The organism is Amycolatopsis sp. NPDC051372 (assembly GCF_040682095.1).
Taxonomy (GTDB): Bacteria; Actinomycetota; Actinomycetes; order Mycobacteriales; family Pseudonocardiaceae; genus Amycolatopsis.
The window spans coordinates 1-18223 of the sequence record NZ_JBFBAF010000040.1; the positions used below are offsets into that span (position 1 = coordinate 1).

At 70.9% G+C, this 18223-nt stretch carries 19 protein-coding genes, 1 pseudogene and 1 riboswitch; of the genes and pseudogenes, 12 read left to right on the forward strand and 8 right to left on the reverse strand.

Going from position 1 to position 18223, the window contains the following annotated elements; genetic code table 11:
- Positions 1–186, forward strand: a pseudogene (locus AB0M56_RS42225) (IS630 family transposase); the annotation flags it as partial.
- A 396-nt stretch (positions 187–582) separates the two neighbouring features.
- On the opposite strand, the gene AB0M56_RS42230 reads toward AB0M56_RS42225, so the two are convergent.
- The 4 genes from AB0M56_RS42230 to thiO form a co-directional block, all read right to left on the reverse strand.
- Positions 583–1014, reverse strand: a complete 432-nt coding sequence (locus tag AB0M56_RS42230) for a MarR family transcriptional regulator (RefSeq protein ID WP_220244679.1) — start codon at positions 1012–1014, stop codon at positions 583–585.
- A gap of 680 nt (positions 1015–1694) precedes the next feature.
- Complete coding sequence (locus tag AB0M56_RS42235; protein WP_364186823.1) at positions 1695–2450, reverse strand: thiazole synthase; 756 nt, start codon at positions 2448–2450, stop codon at positions 1695–1697.
- 2 nt (positions 2451–2452) lie between these two features.
- Positions 2453–2653 (reverse strand): sulfur carrier protein ThiS, encoded by a 201-nt coding sequence (gene thiS, locus AB0M56_RS42240; protein WP_285972039.1) that lies wholly within the window; start codon positions 2651–2653, stop codon positions 2453–2455.
- Positions 2653–3729, reverse strand: coding sequence for a glycine oxidase ThiO (gene thiO / locus AB0M56_RS42245; protein ID WP_364186825.1), 1077 nt, complete (start codon positions 3727–3729; stop codon positions 2653–2655). Before thiO ends, thiS begins: the two co-directional genes overlap by 1 nt.
- Positions 3723–3828, reverse strand: a riboswitch (TPP riboswitch). It overlaps the preceding gene by 7 nt.
- Positions 3829–3858: 30 nt before the next feature.
- Here thiO and thiE point away from each other — a divergent pair.
- Positions 3859–4524, forward strand: coding sequence for a thiamine phosphate synthase (gene thiE, locus AB0M56_RS42250; protein ID WP_364186828.1), 666 nt, complete (start codon positions 3859–3861; stop codon positions 4522–4524).
- Here thiE and AB0M56_RS42255 read toward each other — a convergent pair.
- Positions 4521–5312 (reverse strand): hypothetical protein, encoded by a 792-nt coding sequence (locus AB0M56_RS42255; protein WP_364186831.1) that lies wholly within the window; start codon positions 5310–5312, stop codon positions 4521–4523. The genes thiE and AB0M56_RS42255 overlap by 4 nt on opposite strands.
- A 154-nt stretch (positions 5313–5466) precedes the next feature.
- Here AB0M56_RS42255 and AB0M56_RS42260 point away from each other — a divergent pair, with 154 nt between their 5' ends.
- The 3 genes from AB0M56_RS42260 to AB0M56_RS42270 all read left to right on the forward strand — a co-directional run bounded on the left by AB0M56_RS42260 (position 5467) and on the right by AB0M56_RS42270 (position 8420).
- On the forward strand, positions 5467–6411 hold the full coding sequence (locus tag AB0M56_RS42260) for a threonine/serine dehydratase (protein WP_364186834.1): 945 nt from the start codon (positions 5467–5469) through the stop codon (positions 6409–6411).
- Positions 6412–6573: 162 nt separating this feature from the next.
- Complete coding sequence (locus AB0M56_RS42265) at positions 6574–7332, forward strand: SDR family oxidoreductase (protein ID WP_364186836.1); 759 nt, start codon at positions 6574–6576, stop codon at positions 7330–7332.
- A 188-nt stretch (positions 7333–7520) separates the two neighbouring features.
- Positions 7521–8420: an AraC family transcriptional regulator gene (locus AB0M56_RS42270; RefSeq protein ID WP_364186838.1), complete on the forward strand. Its 900-nt coding sequence runs from the start codon at positions 7521–7523 to the stop codon at positions 8418–8420.
- A gap of 157 nt (positions 8421–8577) precedes the next feature.
- Here AB0M56_RS42270 and AB0M56_RS42275 read toward each other — a convergent pair whose 3' ends face one another.
- Positions 8578–10131, reverse strand: coding sequence for an MFS transporter (locus AB0M56_RS42275; RefSeq protein ID WP_364186841.1), 1554 nt, complete (start codon positions 10129–10131; stop codon positions 8578–8580).
- A gap of 113 nt (positions 10132–10244) precedes the next feature.
- Entirely contained in the window at positions 10245–10997 is a 753-nt protein-coding gene (locus AB0M56_RS42280) for a GntR family transcriptional regulator (RefSeq protein ID WP_354867163.1), read from the reverse strand.
- Positions 10998–11152: 155 nt separating this feature from the next.
- On the opposite strand from AB0M56_RS42280, the gene AB0M56_RS42285 reads away from it, so the two are divergent.
- Together AB0M56_RS42285 and AB0M56_RS42290 are read left to right on the forward strand one after the other, a co-directional pair.
- Positions 11153–12196, forward strand: a complete 1044-nt coding sequence (locus AB0M56_RS42285) for an SIS domain-containing protein (protein ID WP_364186844.1) — start codon at positions 11153–11155, stop codon at positions 12194–12196.
- Positions 12193–13194: a BadF/BadG/BcrA/BcrD ATPase family protein gene (locus tag AB0M56_RS42290; protein ID WP_364186847.1), complete on the forward strand. Its 1002-nt coding sequence runs from the start codon at positions 12193–12195 to the stop codon at positions 13192–13194. The genes AB0M56_RS42285 and AB0M56_RS42290 overlap by 4 nt, the downstream gene beginning before the upstream one ends.
- 107 nt (positions 13195–13301) lie before the next feature.
- On the opposite strand, the gene AB0M56_RS42295 is transcribed toward AB0M56_RS42290, so the two are convergent.
- Complete coding sequence (locus tag AB0M56_RS42295; RefSeq protein ID WP_364186850.1) at positions 13302–13970, reverse strand: DUF3159 domain-containing protein; 669 nt, start codon at positions 13968–13970, stop codon at positions 13302–13304.
- 277 nt (positions 13971–14247) lie between these two features.
- Here AB0M56_RS42295 and AB0M56_RS42300 point away from each other — a divergent pair, with 277 nt between their 5' ends.
- From AB0M56_RS42300 to AB0M56_RS42320, 5 genes are all read left to right on the forward strand, one after another.
- Positions 14248–15075: an SGNH/GDSL hydrolase family protein gene (locus AB0M56_RS42300; RefSeq protein WP_364186853.1), complete on the forward strand. Its 828-nt coding sequence runs from the start codon at positions 14248–14250 to the stop codon at positions 15073–15075.
- Between the two features lie 84 nt (positions 15076–15159).
- Positions 15160–15900, forward strand: a complete 741-nt coding sequence (locus AB0M56_RS42305; protein WP_364186855.1) for an OmpA family protein — start codon at positions 15160–15162, stop codon at positions 15898–15900.
- Between the two features lie 5 nt (positions 15901–15905).
- Positions 15906–16352 carry a LapA family protein gene (locus AB0M56_RS42310; protein WP_364186858.1) on the forward strand — a complete coding sequence of 149 codons (447 nt, stop codon included), beginning with the start codon at positions 15906–15908 and terminating at the stop codon, positions 16350–16352.
- A 93-nt stretch (positions 16353–16445) separates the two neighbouring features.
- Complete coding sequence (locus AB0M56_RS42315; RefSeq protein WP_364186861.1) at positions 16446–16922, forward strand: hypothetical protein; 477 nt, start codon at positions 16446–16448, stop codon at positions 16920–16922.
- Positions 16919–17803, forward strand: a complete 885-nt coding sequence (locus AB0M56_RS42320) for a hypothetical protein (protein WP_364186863.1) — start codon at positions 16919–16921, stop codon at positions 17801–17803. Before AB0M56_RS42315 ends, AB0M56_RS42320 begins: the two co-directional genes overlap by 4 nt.
- Positions 17804–18223: the final 420 nt, after the last annotated feature.

The window sequence follows — 18223 nt, forward strand, 5'->3', positions numbered from 1 at the left end:
TTCGGCATCATCGAACGCCAAACCATCCGCCGCGGCAGCTTCCGCTCCGTCCACGACCTCAACGCCAAGATCCGCGCCTTCATCGACGGCTGGAACGAACGCTGCCACCCCTTCATCTGGACCAAAACCGCCGACGAGATCCTCAAGAAGTCCAACCGTCAGACCACTTCAAACACAGACCACTAGGGCTTTGCCGACTACCACATCGTCGGGCGCGAGTGCCGCCAAACCGCTGATTTGTCCACAGCCCCAACGCCCGTCCCGACGTTGTCCACAGATTCGCCGAACCCCGTTTTCGGGCCGCCGACCTCGGTAGACTGGAACAGGGACGCCCCCCTTGGGAGGGTGGGGGCACGTTGTCTCTCCGGGCGGCGGCGCAGCAGCAGTCCTGCGGGCTGGTGGTCGGTGGTCGGTGGTCGCGACAAGTTGTGTCAGGTGTTTGGCGGACCAGTTCTGGCCGCGGTCGGCCGAGCGCGAGGCGACCGCCCGCGAGGAGGCGCCTGGCGTTGCTCGTGCGCTGACGAGCTCACACCCGCAGTGCCTTCCCGTCCGGAAGTGGTAACCATGGGCGCGCCGCGGCAGCTAGCTGTCGTCGGAGATCAGGGCTTCCAGGGCCGGCAACGCGATCGTGAGGGCCTCGCGGTATTCCGGGCTCAGCTTGTCGAGGCGGCGGTTCAGCTCCTGCACGCGGGTGGACCGCACGCCGGACACGAGCCGCTCGCCCTCCTCCGTCGCTCGGGCGAGCCAGGCTCGGCGGTCGACGGGGTCGGATTCGCGCGTGACGTAGCCCGCCTCGACGAGGGTGGCGATTATGCGCGACATCGTGGCCGCCGCGACGCCCTCCTTCGCGGCGAGGTCACCGAGGCGCAGCTGACCGAAGTGGACGAGCGTGGCAAGGGCCGAGATCGCGCCGTGGCCGGGCCCGGGGACCCCCGCCTGCCGCAACGAGCGCGACAGCCGTCCCACGGCCAAGTACAACCTGCCCGAGACGTCCTGGACCGAGGATAGAGTCACGGCTGGCTCCTCCTACCGCTGTTGCCCGCCGCCTTTGCGCCGGAAAGGTGTCGTCCACCATAAGGCCTGACGGTGCACGTTCAGCGTTAAGCGCGGACGAAATCACCAACCGGGTCGGCAAACGCGGCCCACTTGCACCAGGCGGCTTACCCGCGTTTACCCCGGCAGGGCGAAACGAGCCGCCTACGCACAGCCGCCGAGGCCGGGATGGCATTCCGCCGCCGCGTCCGACGCCGATCGCGACGCGCGGTCCGGCTTGCCGGCCGCCACATCCGCCGCCGACCGGTCCGGCGCCGCCGACGCGGCCGGCAGCCTTCACCGAGAGCGGCCCTCCGCAATCAGCGCCGATTGCACACGTGGGGCGGCTCGCGGCGAACCGGCCCGCGAAGTCGCCGGGTCACCCCAGCACGGACCGCATCCCGTCGGCGAGTGGGCTCCGCCGAGGCACCCAGTTCAGCGTCGTGCCCGTGGCCCACCTGCGCCGGCACCAGCACGGCAGCCGTCAGCGGAGCGGAAGCGCGCAGGCTCCACAGCCGCACCCAACTCGCCATCGCGCCATGGCCCACCTGCACCGCGCACGCACCGCAGCCGCCAGCAGGGCGGAAGCGCGCGAGCTCCACAGCCGCACCCAACTCGCCATCGCGCCGTCGCCCACCTGCACCGCGCACGCGCGGCAGCCGTCAGCGGGGCGGGCTCGATGCGTGCGCCCAGAAGCGCTGCGGTACCCGGCCCGCGTCGCGGGCCAGGCGGCCCGCCTCGACGCCCGCGCGCATGGCCGCGGCCATGCGTTCCGGGTCCTTGGCGCGCGTCACGGCGGTGGACAGCAGGACCGCGTCGCAGCCGAGTTCCATGGCGAGGCAGGCGTCGGAAGCGGTGCCGATGCCCGCGTCGAGAATGACGGGGACCATGGCGCGCGCGACGATGAGCTCGATGTTGTGCGGGTTGCGGATGCCGAGGCCCGTGCCGATGGGGGCGCCGAGCGGCATCACGGCGGCGCAGCCCGCCTCCTCGAGCCGAAGAGCGAGCACGGGGTCGTCGTTGGTGTACGCGAGCACAGTGAAGCCGTCGGCCGCCAGTTGTTCCGCGGCGTCCAAGGTTTCGAACGGGTCGGGTAGCAGGGTGCGGTCGTCGGCGTGGACCTCGAGTTTGATGAGGTCCGTGTCGAGCGCCTCGCGGGCCAGCTGCGCGGTCAGCACGGCCTCCGCGGCGGTGCGGCAGCCTGCGGTGTTGGGCAGAAGCTTGATCCCGAGGCGTCGCACGAGGCCGAGCACACCGGTGCCGCCGTCGGCGTCGGCCTTGCGCATGGCGACCGTCGTCAGCTCGGTGCCCGACGCGACCAGCGCGCGTTCCAGCACCGACAGGTTTCCGGCGCCACCGGTCCCGATGATCAGCCTCGACGACAGCTTGTGGTCGCCGATGACCAGAGCGTCGTCCATCGTCAGCCTCCCTGCACCGCGGTCAGCACGTCGATGTTCGCGCCCTTCGGCACCACCGACGCCTCCCACTCGCCCCGGCGCACGACCTCGCCGTTCACCGCGACGGCCACGCCCTGGCGGGTCACGTCGAGTGCGTCGAGCACCTCGGACACGGTGGCGCCGTCGGGGAACTCGCGCCAGCTCCCGTTGACCTTGATCTCCATCAGACTCGCTCCTTCTGCAGCAAACGGGCGGGCGCGGCCGCCCCGATCTCGTCCGGTGGGGCCTCGCCGGCCAGCCACGCGACCACGGCGTCGGCGGTCACGGGGGCCATCAGCAGACCGTTGCGGTGGTGCCCCGTCGCCGCGTACACGCCTTCGCTGAGCTCCCCGATGTACGGCAGCGCATCGCGGCTCCCCGCGCGCAGCCCGGCCGCGATCTCGACGAGCTCGTACTCCGTGATGCCCGGCAGGATCCGTTCGCCGCCTTCCAGCAGCTCCCGCACGCCACGCGCGGTCACGGTCTCGTCGAAGCCCGCTTCGTACTGCGTCGCACCGAGCACCAGCTCGCCGTCAGCGCGCGGCACGAGGTAGATCGGCCGGCCCTCCACCATCGCGCGCACCGTGTACGGCGGGGGCGGCAGGCAGCCCCGACGCGGCCGCAGTCGCAGGATCTCGCCCTTGAGCGGCCGCACGGCGTCGGCCAGCAGCGGGTGCAGCTTGCCCGTCCACGCGCCGGCAGCGAGAACGACGGGACCGGTCACGTCGTCGAGCGAAGTGATCCGCAACGAAGAGAACTCAACCCCCCGCTTCGCGCACGCGGAGAGCAGCGCCGTCAGCAGCTTCCGGTTGTCGACAGCCAGGTCACCCGGCACGTGCAGCCCGCTGCGCACCGCACCCAGGCCGGGCGCGAGCCGCCGCGCCGCCCGCCCGGTGAGCCGCTCGACGTCCCGGCCCAGGGACGTCAGGTACTCCGCGAGGATGTCGAGGTGCCCGGCGTCGGCGCTGTCGAACGCGACCACGATCGTGCCGTGCGAAGCGAGCCCAGGGTCCGTGCCCTCGGCCGCGAGGTCCCGCGCGAACGCGGGCCAGCGCCGCAGCGACTCCTCGCCCAGGCGGAGCACGTGCTCCTCGCCCGGCCACGCCTCCGTGACCGGCGCGAGCATGCCGCCGGCCAGCCAGGACGCGCCGCGCGCGGGGGCCGGATCGACCACCGTGACGCGATGGCCGCGGGCCGCCGCGCGCCAAGCCGCGGACAGGCCGATGACACCGCCGCCGACGACGGTGAGGGTCTCATTCATGGAATCACGCTCCCTGCGCCGGCATGACCCGGATCAGGTTCCACGGTCGGAGCGGCAGCTCCCTCTCAGCCCGTGCCTCGGGCTCCCGTGCGGACCACCCCACCGTAGCGCGCGGGTAACGTGCCCGCCATGCCCGCCCTGACCGGATCACAGATCCGCACCCGCCTGGCCGATTCGCGGCTGTACCTGTGCACCGACGCCCGCTCGTCGCGCGGCGACCTCGCCGAGTTCATCGACGCGGCGCTGGCCGGCGGCGTCGACATCGTGCAGCTGCGGGACAAGACCAACGGGGCCCCACTCGAGGCCGCGCAGGAGATCGCGGCGCTCGAGGTGCTCGCCGAAGCGTGCGCGCGCCACGGTGCGCTGCTGTCGGTCAACGACCGCGCCGACGTCGCACTCGCCGTGGGAGCCGACGTGCTGCACCTGGGCCAGGACGACATCCCCGTGCCGCTCGCGCGCCGCATTCTGGGCGACGACGTCGTGATCGGCCGCTCCACGCACTCGCCTCAGCAGGCCACGGCGGCCGCAGCAGAGGACGGCGTGGACTACTTCTGCACCGGCCCGTGCTGGCCGACGCCGACCAAACCCGGCCGGTACGCACCGGGCCTGGACCTCGTTCGGGCCAGCGCGAAAACCGGTACCGACCGGCCGTGGTTCGCGATCGGCGGCATCGACACCGAACGGCTGCCGGAGGTGCTGGCGGCCGGCGCGACGCGGATCGTCGTGGTCCGCGCCATCACCGACGCGGAAGACCCGAAGGCGGCGGCGCAGGCGTTGAAGACCCAGCTCGGCTAGGGGCTCGGCGTGCCCGAGGGCGCGCCCTTCGTCTGTGGCGCGCTCGGCGTGGTCGACGGCGCCCCACCCGTGCTCGAAGGCGGCGGGGCGCTGTCCGAGCTGCTTGAAGACGTCGGGCTTTCGCTGGTGGACGTGCTCGAAGACGAGGTCGAGGGCGGCGGGGTGTTCGACTGGGTCTCGCTGGGCGGCGGGCTGTTCTCCGACGTCGCGGGCGGGCTGTCGTCCTGCTTCTGCTGCTGGCTCGTGCCCGAGTTGCCGTGGTAGACGAACCCGCCACCGACGCCGCCCTTGGTGGCCAGTTCGACGCCGACCATCACGGCGATGGCGATAGCGGTGGCGACCACGCTCGTGCCGATGATGATCGGCCAGCGCAGCTTCCGCAGCTTGTCGCCGAAGGATTCCTCGGGCTCGGCCGGCGCGGTCAGCTTCGAGATCCGCACCGTCGGCATCTCCGACGGGTCGAGCGGCAGGAGCACGGTCGGCATCTGCGCCGGGTCGTCCACCGGCGACAGCCCGGGCTTGCTGCCACGGCGCTGCCCCGCCGTGACGAGCGCGGCGCGCGCCTTCACCGCGGCTTCGCGCGTGCGCTGCAGCGAGCGCAGGTACAGCTCGGCGCCGACGGTGGTGATCACGCTCGCCACCCCGGCCCCCACCACGGTGCCCGCCACGCCGAGCGTCGAACCGAGCAACGCGGCCGTGACGGCCGCAAGTGCCGTCGCCACCACCTGCGCGGGGCGGAAGCTCTTCTTCTCACCCTGCTCCGACGTCTTTTCCTGCTGCTGACTCATGATCCCGATCTACTAGTACCCGGCGACTTCCCCCACTGCGTTCAACGAGTAAGGCGCGCGAGGAACTCCCCGCGTTGCCCATCCGTGAGCGAGGACACGTCGACCGTCCACAATGGATGGACTACGGCTCACACTTTCCTGACATACTCGCCACATGCGATTGGTGACGATCTCCGACATCGAGGCCGCGGCGAAGCGCGTGGCCGACCACGCGGTGCGCACGCCGCTCCTGCGCCAGCCCTGGGCCGAAGGACAGCTGTGGCTCAAACCCGAGAGCCTGCAACAGATCGGCGCGTTCAAGATCCGCGGCGCGTACAACGCGATCGCCTCGCTCGACGACGCACAACGTGCGCGCGGCGTGGTCGCGTATTCGAGCGGTAACCACGCGCAGGCGGTCGCCTACTCGGCGAACGCGTTCGGCGTTCCGGCCGTGATCGTGGTGCCGGACGTGGCGCCGCGGCTCAAGGTCGAGGCCACGAAACGCTGGGGTGCCGAGGTGGTGGAGGTCCCGATCGCCGACCAGGAGCCGCGCGCGAGCGAGCTGGCGCGCGAGCGCGGGCTCACGTTCATCCCGCCGTTCGACCACCTCGACGTGATCGCCGGCCAGGGCACCGCGGGCCTGGAAATCGCCATCGACCTGCCGGACGTCGACACCGTGCTCGTGCCGGTGAGCGGCGGCGGGTTCGCCTCCGGCGTCGGCACGGCGATCAAGGCGCTGTGCCCGGGTGCGAAGGTGATCGGCGTCGAGCCCGAGCTGGCGGGCGACACCGCCGAGAGCCTGCGCGCCGGCCGGCGCGTCGAGTGGCCGATGGACCGGCGGGCCCGCACGATCGCCGACGGCCTGCGCGCCCAGCCGTCCGACCTCACGTTCGCGCACTTGCAGAACGTGCTGGACGGCATCGTCACCGTGACCGAGGACGAGATCCGCGACGCCGTGCGCGTGCTGGCCCGCCGGGCCCGGCTCGTGGCCGAGCCCAGCGGCGCCACGGCCACGGCCGCGTTCCTGCACCACGCCGGCGAGCTGCCGGGCGGCAAGACCGTGTCCGTGGTGTCCGGCGGCAACGTCGACCCCGCGATGCTGGCCGACCTGCTCGCCTGAGGTTTCGTCGGATCCGCGTGCGGACCCGCAGCATTGAGGAGGGCAGAATCGGGCAAGAGGCCGGGAGGATTCTTCTTCTCCCGAGGACGGTGACGCGGTTGCCTTGGGGTGTCACACCCCGTACGGAGCCTTCAAGCTCCGGATGTCCAGGAGGCACAACAGATGAAGGTAGCCGTCGTCACCGGCGCCAGTTCCGGCATCGGCCAGAGCGCGGCCGTTCAGGTCGCCAAGCGTGGGGCCGGTGTCATCCTGACCTACAGCTCCAACGAGCAGGGCGCCAAGGACACCGTCCGTGAGATCGAGCAGGCGGGCGGCACCGCCGTGGCGCTGCACCTGGACATCGGCGACACAGCCGGCTTCCCTGCCTTCCACGACGCCGTGGCCGACGCCCTGCGCGAGACCTTCCACCGGGACTCCTTCGACCAGTTGGTCAACAACGCGGGTTTCGCCGGGATGGCGCTGATCGAGCAGGCCACTGAACAGGAATTCGACAAGCTCACCGACGGCCTGTTCAAGGGCCCGTTCTTCCTCACCCAGACCCTGCTCCCACTGCTGGCCGACCGCGGCGCCATCGTCAACCTGACCAGCAACTCCACCCTGCCCCACGTGACCGCGCCCGGCTACTCCGTCTACGCGGCTCTCAAGGGCGCCATCGTGGTCCTCAGCCGGTACATGGCCAAGGAGTTCAGCGCCCGCGGCATCCGCGTCAACTCCGTCGCCCCTGGCGCCACCCGCACGCGCTTCGCCGATGACGCCTTCGCCAAGAACCCGGAGATCATTCCGGACCTGGCGAAGACGTTCGCGCTCGGGCGGATCGGCGAACCCGACGACATCGGCATGGTCATCGCCATGCTGGTCTCCGAGGAAGGGCGCTGGATCACCGGCCAGGACATCGAAGTGTCAGGCGACCAGAACCTCTGACCAGGCACCCCGCGATGAACCACCGCGAGCACGGCCCTCCCCCACGCCGAAGCCATTGCTGCCGCCCGGTGGCACCTCGCGCAGGCCACCGTGCTGCGCTCGCCACACGCTGCCCCAGTACGCGCACATCCTTGCCTGATCCTGCTGCGGCCGAGCACGGTGTGACCGGTCTGCGCAAGACTGAAGGCATGCCTTTGGACGAGCTGCGCGAGCTGGTGAACCGGCATGCTCGCCCCGATCTGACCACAGCGATCGACGGCATCCAGGCATGTCGGTTCGACCAGCGCAGCGCACCTGCGGCGGGCATGTCCGGCACCGTGCTCGCGGTCATCGCCCAGGGCGGCAAGCGCCTCGCCCTGGGCGAGCGCCTGTACGACTACCGACCTGGTCAGTACCTCGTCACCTCGGTCGACCTCCCCGTCACCGGCCACGTCATCGACACCGGGCAGTCCACCCTCGGCTTCGGGATGACCCTCAACCCTGTCGAAATCGCTCAGCTGCTCCTGGAGGCCGACCCCCGCGACCTGCCGGCCCCGACACTCTCCGCACCCGCAGGCATCGCGGTCAGCCAAGCCCCCTCGGAACTGCTGGATGCCATCGTCCGGCTGCTGCGGCTGCTGGAGCGTCCCGCTGACCGCAAGATCCTCGCCCCGCTGGTCAAACGGGAGATTCTCTGGCACCTGCTCCGCGGCGAACAGGGCCCCGCCATCCGCCAGCTCGGCCTGGCGGACAGCGGACTGGCCCACATCAGCCGGGCGGTCCAGCAGATCCGAAAGCACTACGCGGAGTCATTCCGAGTCGAAGATCTCGCACGGACAGCGGGCATGAGCGTGTCCGCGTTCCACCGCAACTTCCAGGCCGTGACCGGAATGAGCCCCATCCAGTTCCAAAAGCGCATCCGCCTGCAGGAAGCCCGGCTGCTCCTGGTCGGCCGGCCATCCGACGTCACCGGCGTCGGCCACACCGTCGGCTACGAAAGCGCCTCACAGTTCAGCCGCGAGTACCGCCGCATGTTCGGCACACCACCCAGCCGGGACGCGGTCGGTCTCCGAGCCGAGCCACCCGTACCCGCCACCGCCCTGCCCTGAGAGTCGGCAGTTCTGATCGGCATCGAAACCCCGGGGCCCGAACCACCCCGATGCGGCATTGGTTGCTCCATCCATGCCCCCGCCACCACCCTCCGCGGAGGCGCTGCGCGCCCATGCCCCATTCCACGCACCCGATGCGGCGCGACGTGAGGTGGGGTCAGGAGTGCGGGGGCCCGGGGCGGACGTGGGTCGGCGGTCCGTCCACCCCGCACGAGAAGCACTCGCCGAGGTGCGGCGACTCGTCGTCCACGGTCCGCTTGGCCTCGGGCCCGGCCGTGCCACCGGAGGTGTCTCCGGAATCGTCCGGCGAACCGAGCACGCCGTTGTGAATCCCCAACGCGATGAGGCCCCCGGCGATCGCCAGGACGGCGCAGATGAGGAGTGCCATACGCCAGCCGGCCGTCAGCGCGACGGGGTCGCGGTAGGCCGAACCGGTGAGCCCGGCCGCCGCGGGGAGCACCGCGACCGCAAGAAGACCACCCGTTCGGGCGATCGCATTGTTTACTCCGGACGCGACACCGGCGAATCGGTCGGGTGCCGCGGCGAGCACCGTCGCGGTCACCGGCGCCACTGTGCAGGCCAATCCGAGGCCGAAGACGACCACCGCGGGGAAGACCGAACCGAGGTACGAGGACCCCGGTCCGACGCGGATCAGCAGCAGCATGCCGACGCCGATCACGATGGGTCCGACCACCAGCTGCAGGCGCGGGCCGATGCGCTGGGCCAGCGCGCCCGAGCGGCCCGAGAGCAGCAGCATGATGATCGTGATCGGCAGACCGGCCAGGCCGGCGAGCGTCGGCGGGTAGTTCAGGGAGACCTGCAGCTGCAGGACCAGCAGCATCATCACGGCGCCGAGGGCGGCGTAGACCACGAAAGTGAGCGCGTTGGAGAGCGTGAACGTCCGGTCGCGGAAGAGGCTGGGCGGCACGAGCGGCTCGTGGGAGTGGTGCTGCAGCCAGAGGAACACACCCATCCCGGCGATGCCGGCGACCAGGGCGATCAGCACGATCGGGTCGCCGATGCCGCGGCCGGGGGCTTCGACCAGCGCTCCGGTGATCCCCGCGAGCCCGATCGCGCCCGTCGCGGCGGCCGTGAAGTCCGGGTGGCCGGTGGCCGTCTCGTCGCGCGACTCGGGCACGAACTTGAGCGCCATCAGCACCACGACGACGGCCAGCGGCAGGTTGATCAGGAACGCCAGCCGCCAGGACCAGACCTGCACCAGCACCCCGCCGATCAGTGGTCCGACCGCGGCGGCCAGACCACCCAGCCCGGACCACGCGCCGATCGCGCGCGCCCGGTCGTTGTGCGCGAACGACGACTGCAGGATCGCCAGCGAGCCCGGCGTCAGCAGCGCGCCGCCGATGCCCTGGATGATCCGGAAGACCACCAGCTCCGTGGTCGAGGTGGCGATCGAGCACAGCCCCGAGGCGACGCCGAACCAGACAACGCCGATCAGGTACACGCGGCGCCGGCCGTAGCGGTCTCCGAGCGAGCCGGCCACGAGGATCAGCGCGGCGAGCGCCAGCATGTAGCCGTCGAGGATCCACTGCAGCCCGGCGACCGTCGCGCCGAGCTCTTCACCGATCCGGGGCAGCGCGACGTTGACGATCGTCCCGTCGAGCATGGCCATGCCCGAGCCGAGGATCGTCGTCCACAGCACCCCGCGCGCAAGCGGGGTGCCCCAGCGGATACCGCTGTCCGTCGTCGTCACGGTGCGCTCACCACGCACGCTCGAAAGTCATGCGCACACGGTGTCGCGACGCCGGTCCGGGCGCAACCACCCGCGCCCGGCCCGGCGACTGCTCGCGGGCCCGCCGGCCCGGCTCACGGCAGCAGCGTCGTGACGAACTTGTAGCGGTCGCCGCGGTACACCGAGCGCGCGAACTCCACCGGCTTGCCGTCGGTGGCGAACGAGTGCCGCGTCAGCATCATCACGGGCATGCCGACGTCCGCGCCGAGCATCTCGGCTTCCTGCGGGCCGGCGAGCGACGTCTCGATCGTCTCCTCGGCGCGCTCGAGCTCGACGCCGTAGTGCTCACGAAGCACTGCGTAGAGCGACCCTCCGGCCGAAATGTGCTTGCGCAGCCCGCGGAAGCGCCCGAGCGGCAGGTGCGTTGTCTCCAGCGCCATGGGCTGGGAATCGGCCAGCCGCAGACGACGAAGGCGAAGAATTTTCGCACCCTGGCGGATCGCGAGCAGTTTCGCGAGTTCGCCCTCCACGGGCAATTCCTCGAGTTCGAGCAGTTTCGACGACGGCTTCAGGCCTTGCTTGCGCATGTCCTCCGTGTACGAGGACAGCTGCAGCCGCTGCGCGAGCTTCGGCTCGGCCGCGAACGTGCCCTTGCCTTGAACGCGGTGCAAGCGGCCCTCGGCCGTCAGGTCCGCCAGTGCCTGCCGCACGGTGGTGCGCGACACGGTGAACTCGCCCGCCAGCGCCCGTTCCGTCGGGATCGGCGAACCCGGCGGCATCGCGTCGAGCAGATCGAGCAGGTGCTGTTTCAGCGCCCAGTACTTGGGTTCGCGCTGTCCGCGCACACCCGCCGTCCCCGCCTCACTCGCGGGGGATGTCTCCAACATGACCGGCTCCCTCAGCTTTCCCTCACTATCGCGCCACTTCCCCGTCAAGAAACGTACCCTTCACCACAAACGCTCCGCCCGGCTAGCATTGGTCTAGACCTGACCGCACGCCGCTCAGCACACCCGGGGCTCCGGTCCCGGCGGAGAGGAAAGTGATGACCCAACAACATCCCGGCGAGCACATGGCCGCGGAAATCTCGGAGCAGCCTGCCGTACTGGCCGGGCTCGTCGAGCGGCAGGGGGAAATAGCCGAAGTAGCTGAAAAGATTTCACAAAAGCCGCCCCGTTTCGCCTTGCTCGCCGCGCGGGGTTCGAGTGACCACGCCGCGTTGTACGCCAAGTACCTGATCGAGGTACTCCTGGGTCTTCCCGCGGGTCTCGTGTCACCGTCCACCGCGACGCTGTACGGCGCACGGCCAGACCTGAAGGACGTGCTCTTCGTCACCGTAAGCCAGAGCGGCGGCTCACCCGACCTCATCGAGGTCACCGAAGCCGCCCGGCGTCAGGGGGCGCTCACGGTGTCGGTCACGAACACGCCGGACTCGCCGCTGCGCGCGGCGGCCGAGCTGGGCGTGGACATCGGCGCCGGTCTGGAGAAGGCGGTCGCCGCGACCAAGACGTACTCCGCGACGCTGCTCGCGCTGTACCTGTTCATCGACGCCGTGCGCGGTGGCAAGGCGGCCGACGCGCAGAAGCTCGGCGACCTCGCCCAGCAGACGCTCGACGGAGCGGCCGAAGGCGTGCAGCGCGCGGTGGACCGCTACCGCTTCGTCGACCGCGTGCTCACGACCGGCCGCGGTTACTCGTACGCGACGGCGCTCGAGGGTTCGCTGAAGCTGGCGGAGACGAGCTACCTCGCCGCCCGCGCGTACAGCGGCGCGGACCTGCTCCACGGCCCGGTCGCGGCCGTCGACGGCGAGACCGCCGTGCTCGCGGTGACGAGCGCGGGCCACGGCGGCGAGGCGATGGGCGAGGTGCTCGACGCCGTCGGCAAGCGCGGCGCCGACGTGCTGGCGGTCGGATCCGCGTCGGCCGACGTGCCCGCGGCGCTGCGGATCCCCGTGGCGCAGACGGCCGAGGAGCTCGCGCCGATCCTGGAGATCCTGCCGATCCAGCGGATCGCGCTCGGGCTTTCGCTCGCGCGCGGCGGTGACCCGGACAGCCCGCGTGGGCTGCTGAAGGTGACCAAGACCCGGTGAGTCTCGTCGTGGGCGTGGACGCCGGTGGCACGTCGACGCGAGCGATCGCGGTCGACGCCACCGGCGCCGTGCTCGGCTCGGCGACGGCCGCCGGCGCCAACCCCAACTCGCACCCGCCGGCAGAGGCGGCCGCGCGCATCGCCTCGGCGATCGAGCGGGCACTGGGCGGGCGCACGGACGTGCGCGCCGCCGTGGTCGGGCTGGCCGGGGTGAGCAAGCTGTCCGACCCCGCCGTCGCGGCGGTGTTCGCCGGGGCGTGGGCACGGATCGGTTTGGACGGTGCGGTTCGGACGGTGGCCGACGCCGAAGTCGCGTACGCGTCGGCGACGTCGGCCCCCGACGGCACCGTGCTCGTGGCGGGCACCGGCTCGATCGCCGGCCGCATCCGCGAACGGCGGATGACCGCCACCGCGGGCGGCTACGGCTGGCTGCTCGGCGACGAAGGCTCGGCGTTCTGGCTCGGGCGAGAGGCGGTGCGATCCACTTTGGAGGCGCTCGGGCGCGGGGCGGAGCTCACCGGGCTGCCGGGCGCCGTGCTCGCCGAGGCGTTCGGACCGTCTCCTGTGGACTCCCGGGACGACGTGGCCACTTCAGACAATCCCAGTTTCCCCAATTCGCTTGTCACGGAAGCGAATCGGTTGACCACCGCGCGTGCGCTCATCACGAAGGTCAACGCCGAAGCGCCCGTCCGGCTCGCCCGGTTCGCACCCCTCGTGAGCGCCGCGGCGGCCGCCGGAGAAGCCTCCGCAACGGAAATCGTGGCCAGGGCAGCCGATCTTCTGGTCGCCACGGCCCTCGCCACGCGCGACCCGGGCGAGAAAACTCCCGTGGTGCTCGTGGGCAGCGTCCTCACGGGAACGGGACCGGTGGGACCGCTCGTGAAGGCCGGGCTGTCCGGCCTCGACGTGCTGACCAGCTCCGACGGAGTGCTCGGCGCCGCGTGGCTGGCCGCCGTCGACGCCTGGGGAGAGGCGGCGGCGCGGCCTTCGGCAAGGTGAATACGACCAAAACCTGGTTCGAAGTGTCCAAACCGTCGACTCAACCCCTCCGGTCCGGGTACCGTAGACAGCGGCCCCCGGACCCTCCCCCCTCGCCGGGGGCCGCCTTATGTCCTGGGTCCGTCTTCCGAACTCGGTTCCGGCGTGAGCCGCAGACCCGGGTGCCCGGCCGGCAGCGCCTTGTACAGCACCCAGCCGCTCACCGCCACGGTCGCCGCGACCAGTGGCCACGAGAGCGCGGTGCGCGCGATGCCGAGAGCCACCACCTGCCCGGCCCACCACAGCAGTCCGTAGACCACCACGCGGATCAAGTACTGCAGCACCCACACCCAGCTCGCCCACGAGTACGCGCGCAGGAGCGCGGGGTCACGGCGCCAGCGCGTCTTCTGTCCGATCAGGAGCCCCACGATCACGCCCAGCAGCGGCCAGCGCACCACGATGCTGGCGGCGAAGAGCAGGGCGCTCGCGGCGTTGGAGAGCAGCTGCAGCAGGAAGAAGTCCTCCGCGCGGCCGGTGTGCAACGCGATGAGCGCGGCGATCACCACGGCCGCGAGGCTCACGACGACGGCACGCGCCTTTTCCCCTCGGATCAGCCGGTAGGCGCCGAGCACCACCGCAACCCCGATGGCGACGATCGCGCCCCACGAGATCGACTGCCCGGTGGCCAGCCAGCCGACCACGAAGGCCACCGGCGGGATGCTGGCGTCGATCGCCCCGCGGCGGCCACCGAGGATCTGCGCGAGCGACTCGCGCGCAGGCGTCGTCTCGTCCGTCACATCCCCAGCCTGCCGGATACCGGGGTGGCAGGCCCGAAGCGGGAGACCTTCGCCACACAGCGTGTCCGATAAGTGCTCAACTGAGCGGTTCATCACCCCGGATCGAGGTGAAGTTCGCGTAATACGGGCGCGCGAGGAGACGACAAGATAAGAGACTGTGTCTTCCGGCTGAATCAGGGGTGGCAGCCGGGAAGGATACGGGGACGTCCGATTGTTAGTTGTGGTGTACAACTTAACGCGGGCGAGGCGCGGTCAGTCCGGGGAAGGGGATCCCAGCGTGTACGGAATCGACAGCTACGTGGCCATCGGTGACAGCTTCACCGAAGGCCTCAACGACGAGCTGCCCGACGGCTCGTTCCGGGGCTGGGCCGATCGGCTCGCCGAGATGCTCGCCGCGGGGCGGCCGGACTTCCAGTACGCCAACTTGTCGCTGCGCGGCAAGATGCTCGACGAGATCATGGACGAGCAGCTGCCGATCGCCCTCGAGATCAAGCCCGACCTGGTCACGCTGTGCGCGGGCGGCAACGACGTGATCGTGCCGGGCGCGGACGTCGACGCCATCGCGGCCCGGTTCGAGGCCGGCGTGGTGAAGCTGCGCGAGGCCGGCATCCCGGTCGTGATCTTCAACGGCCCCGACACCAAGGCGCTCTCGGTGATGAGCGTGCTGCGCGGCAAGATCGGCATCTACAACACGTATCTGTGGGCGATCGCGGCCCGCCACGGCGCGAAGATGGTCGACCTCTGGACCATGGGGCCGCTGCACGACCGCCGTGCCTGGAGCGACGACCGCCTGCACTTCACGCCCGACGCGCACCGCCGCATCGCACTGCTGACCGCCGAGGTGCTCGGCCTGCCCGTGATCGAGGACTGGCGCGAGCCGTACCCGCCGACCACGGAGCCGGCCACGTGGATCACCTCGCGGCGCTCGGACCTCAACTGGACCAAGGCGCACCTGCTGCCGTGGATCCGCCGCCAGCTCAAGGGCGAGTCGATGGGTGACGGGCTGTCACCGAAGCGTCCGCAGCTCTCGCCGCTGGTGCAGGCCGAGGCCGCCGCGCTGGAGCTCGACGTGCGCGACTTCCAGGGCAACGCCACCGCGTCCTGACCCGGTCCCGGTTCGGGTCAGCGCCACCCGAATGGCGCGCCCGACCAGGTCGCCAACGGGCCGTGACCGGCCTATGGTCCCTTTATGTCCGGTGCTCGCGGTTGGCTCCGCCTGATCCCCGTCGCGCTGCTGGTCACGGCTGTGCTCGCCGGGGTGGCCACGTGGGTGCGGGCTGACGGGATCGAAGGCGACCTCGCCGGACGATCACGCTCCGCGCTCGCCGCGGCCGGGATCCGGGGCGGCGACGTGTCGTTCTCGGGCCGGCAGGCGACGTTGTCGGGTTTCGCGGCCGACCAGGCCGGGCGTGCGCTGGGGATCGTGCAGGGCGTCGAAGGGGTCGAGTCCGCGGAGGTTTCCGGTGGGGCTGCGCCGAAGCCGCCGTCCGTGACACCCACGCCGCCGTCGACGACGAGCCCGCCGCCCAGTACCAGCAGTGCGCCGCCGACCACGACTTCGTCCGCGCCGCCGACCGATCGCGCCGGGGTGCAGAAGGAACTGGACGCGCAGCTGGCGGACGCGCCGATCGAGTTCAAGCCGAACACCGCACAACTCACGCCGGCGGGAACGCAGGCGGCGCGCGCCGTCGCGAAGCTGCTGAAGGGCGCGCCCGACGACCTGCGCTATCGGATCACCGGGCACGTCGCCGCGGGTCCGGGCGGGCGCGCGGCGGCGGTCCGGCTTTCGCAAAGCCGGGCGCGAGCGGTGATGCGACTGCTGACGGCCGGCGGAGTGCCGGCCAACCGGGTGCTCGTACGGGGAAGTGGAACGGCCGCGCCGGGCGAAGGTGGGGACCGGCGCGTCGAGATCACAGTCGAAGAGAGGTGATGGGGATGCTCTGGCTCTTCGGGCAGATCTGGCTGTGGCTGCTTGTCGCGTTCCTGCTGGGGGCGCTGGTGATGTGGCTGATCATGCGGGCGGGGCGGCCGAAGCGTTCTCGTGAGCCTGCCGCTGCGGCTGCGGGCGCGGGCTCGACGTCGGGTTCGTTGCCTGCCGTCCCGGAGCCGAGCGACACCGAGCGGACGCAGTACATCCCGGTGCCGAGCTACGACTACGACGAGCAACCCGAACGGGTCTACAACGACTACCCCGCGGTGGACCCGGACGAGCCGTACGCCCCGGACGAGCCCTCCGGCCACCGCATCGGGCGACTGCCGGACCCTGAAGCGCACCTCTCGGGTGACCTGAACTGGCCGGCCGCCGAGGAGCCCACGCACGAGTGGCCGCACAACGACGAGCCCCGCGAGTCCGCGCCGCGCCGACCTGGGCGAGGTGGCTGACACCCACCTGGTAAGTTCGGCTACGCACTGTGAGCAATGGTGTGAGCGGGAGCCGTGGGCCTCTCGTCGAGGTTCGCGAGGTCAGGAGGTCCGATGGCGCTCCCGCACTGGACGCCGCAGAACCTGCTGCCGCCGGGCCGTCACCAGGCCGATCTCGCCGACGTCTACGAGCGGCTCGTGTTCGACGCCCCGCACCAGAACGATCGCGAGATCCTGTTCAGCGCGCTCAACAGCTACCTCGGCGTCGCCCGTCAGGTGATCTCTTCAGGCCGTGCGTGGATCGGCGGCGCGTTCGTGACGCGCACGGGCCACCCGCCGCGCGGCCTCGACGTGGTGCTTCTGCCCGACGAGTGGGGCGCGCTCAAGCGGCTCGACGACGAAGGGCGAACGGCGCTGTACGGCCTGCTCACGCTGCGCGGAGTCATCGTCGGGCAGCCCGCGATGTACCTCGAGCAGGTGCAGCCGGTGGGCGGGATGCTCGACGGGTTCCTGTGCCGTCCCGGCGACGAGGACGTGTGGGAGACCGTGTGGGCCGAAGGCGGCAAGGGGTTCCCGGAGATGGTCTGGTGAGGAACGAGTTCCGGCGCATCGCCGACGAGATCCCCGGCGGCACCTGGCTCGACGACCTCGCGCGCGCGTCGGCGATGGCGGCCAACGCGAAGTTCGAGCGCACGTCGCGCTCGCCGCTGCTGCACGTGTCGGTGATCGGCGAGACGCACATCGATGCGTACACGTTCTCCGACATCAGCCGCGCGCTGCAGGACGCGACGGCGAAGATCGGGCACATCATCCGCAACCCGTCCAACGAGGTCACCTTCGTCCAGCAGGCCGACCGCGACAAGGCGCCGCTGATCCAGAAGGGCCAGGCGGGCAACGCGATCTTCTTCGGCTTCCCCGAGCCGGCGCTCGACGACGCGCTGATCCACGACGGCATCGAGACGCTATCCGAGCGCGCGGTCAAGGAGCTCTGCGATTTCCTGCCCGCCAACGGTTCCGACGACGGCGCGCTCGACGCGGTGCTGCTGCAGCGCGACACCGTGCGCAACGCGGTGAGCGACATCGTCAACGCGGTGAGCAAGCACGCCGGCATCGGCATGGCGCTCACCCCCACCACGGGCGAGCACGTGACGCGCAGCGTGACGACCGAGCAGGCGCGGATCCTGAGGGAAAGCCTGCGCGAGTCGCGCGAGGCCGTGGGCTACGAGACCGTCTCCGGCCGCCTCGACGGCGTCCGCACGCGGCGGCGGATCTTTTATCTGGAGCGCGAGTCCGGCGGCACGATCCAGGGTGCCGTCGCCGAGGATCTGCTCGACCAGATCAAGGAGAACCTCGACCGCCCGGTGACCGCCCGCCTGCGCGTGGTCCGGACGACGACCATCGACGGCCGCCGCGGCCGTCCGGTGCACGAACTGCTCGAGATCACGCCCGAAGTGAGCTTGTTCGACCACTGATTTCGCGCGGTTTGTTCATCAATCACGCCGATAATCTGTATACGCGGCGCATGCTCAATTGTGGTTTCGGTAGGCCGACCAGGTCACCTGCTGGGGCACGGGATAGTAAATGACCGGTGCGCGTTCATCGAGGTGAATAGATGACGTTTTCTGCTATGTAACGATTTCGCCTTCCACTGGTCGGCGTGGGTTAACGTCGTCGCACTTCGACCCGGAAGGCCCCCACGCATGACCTCCCCCGACCCGCGGCACCCGCCCGCCCCCGCGCGCCACGGCCGCTCTTCCGGACGTGCTTCCGCGCCGCCTGGCACCGGTTCCGAAGACCGGGCGCGGGGCGGTTCGCGTGATGCCTCCGGGGGTCATGATTCTGCGGATTCTTCACGGCAGGGCAGGGGATCTGCGGATTCGCGCACTGCCGCT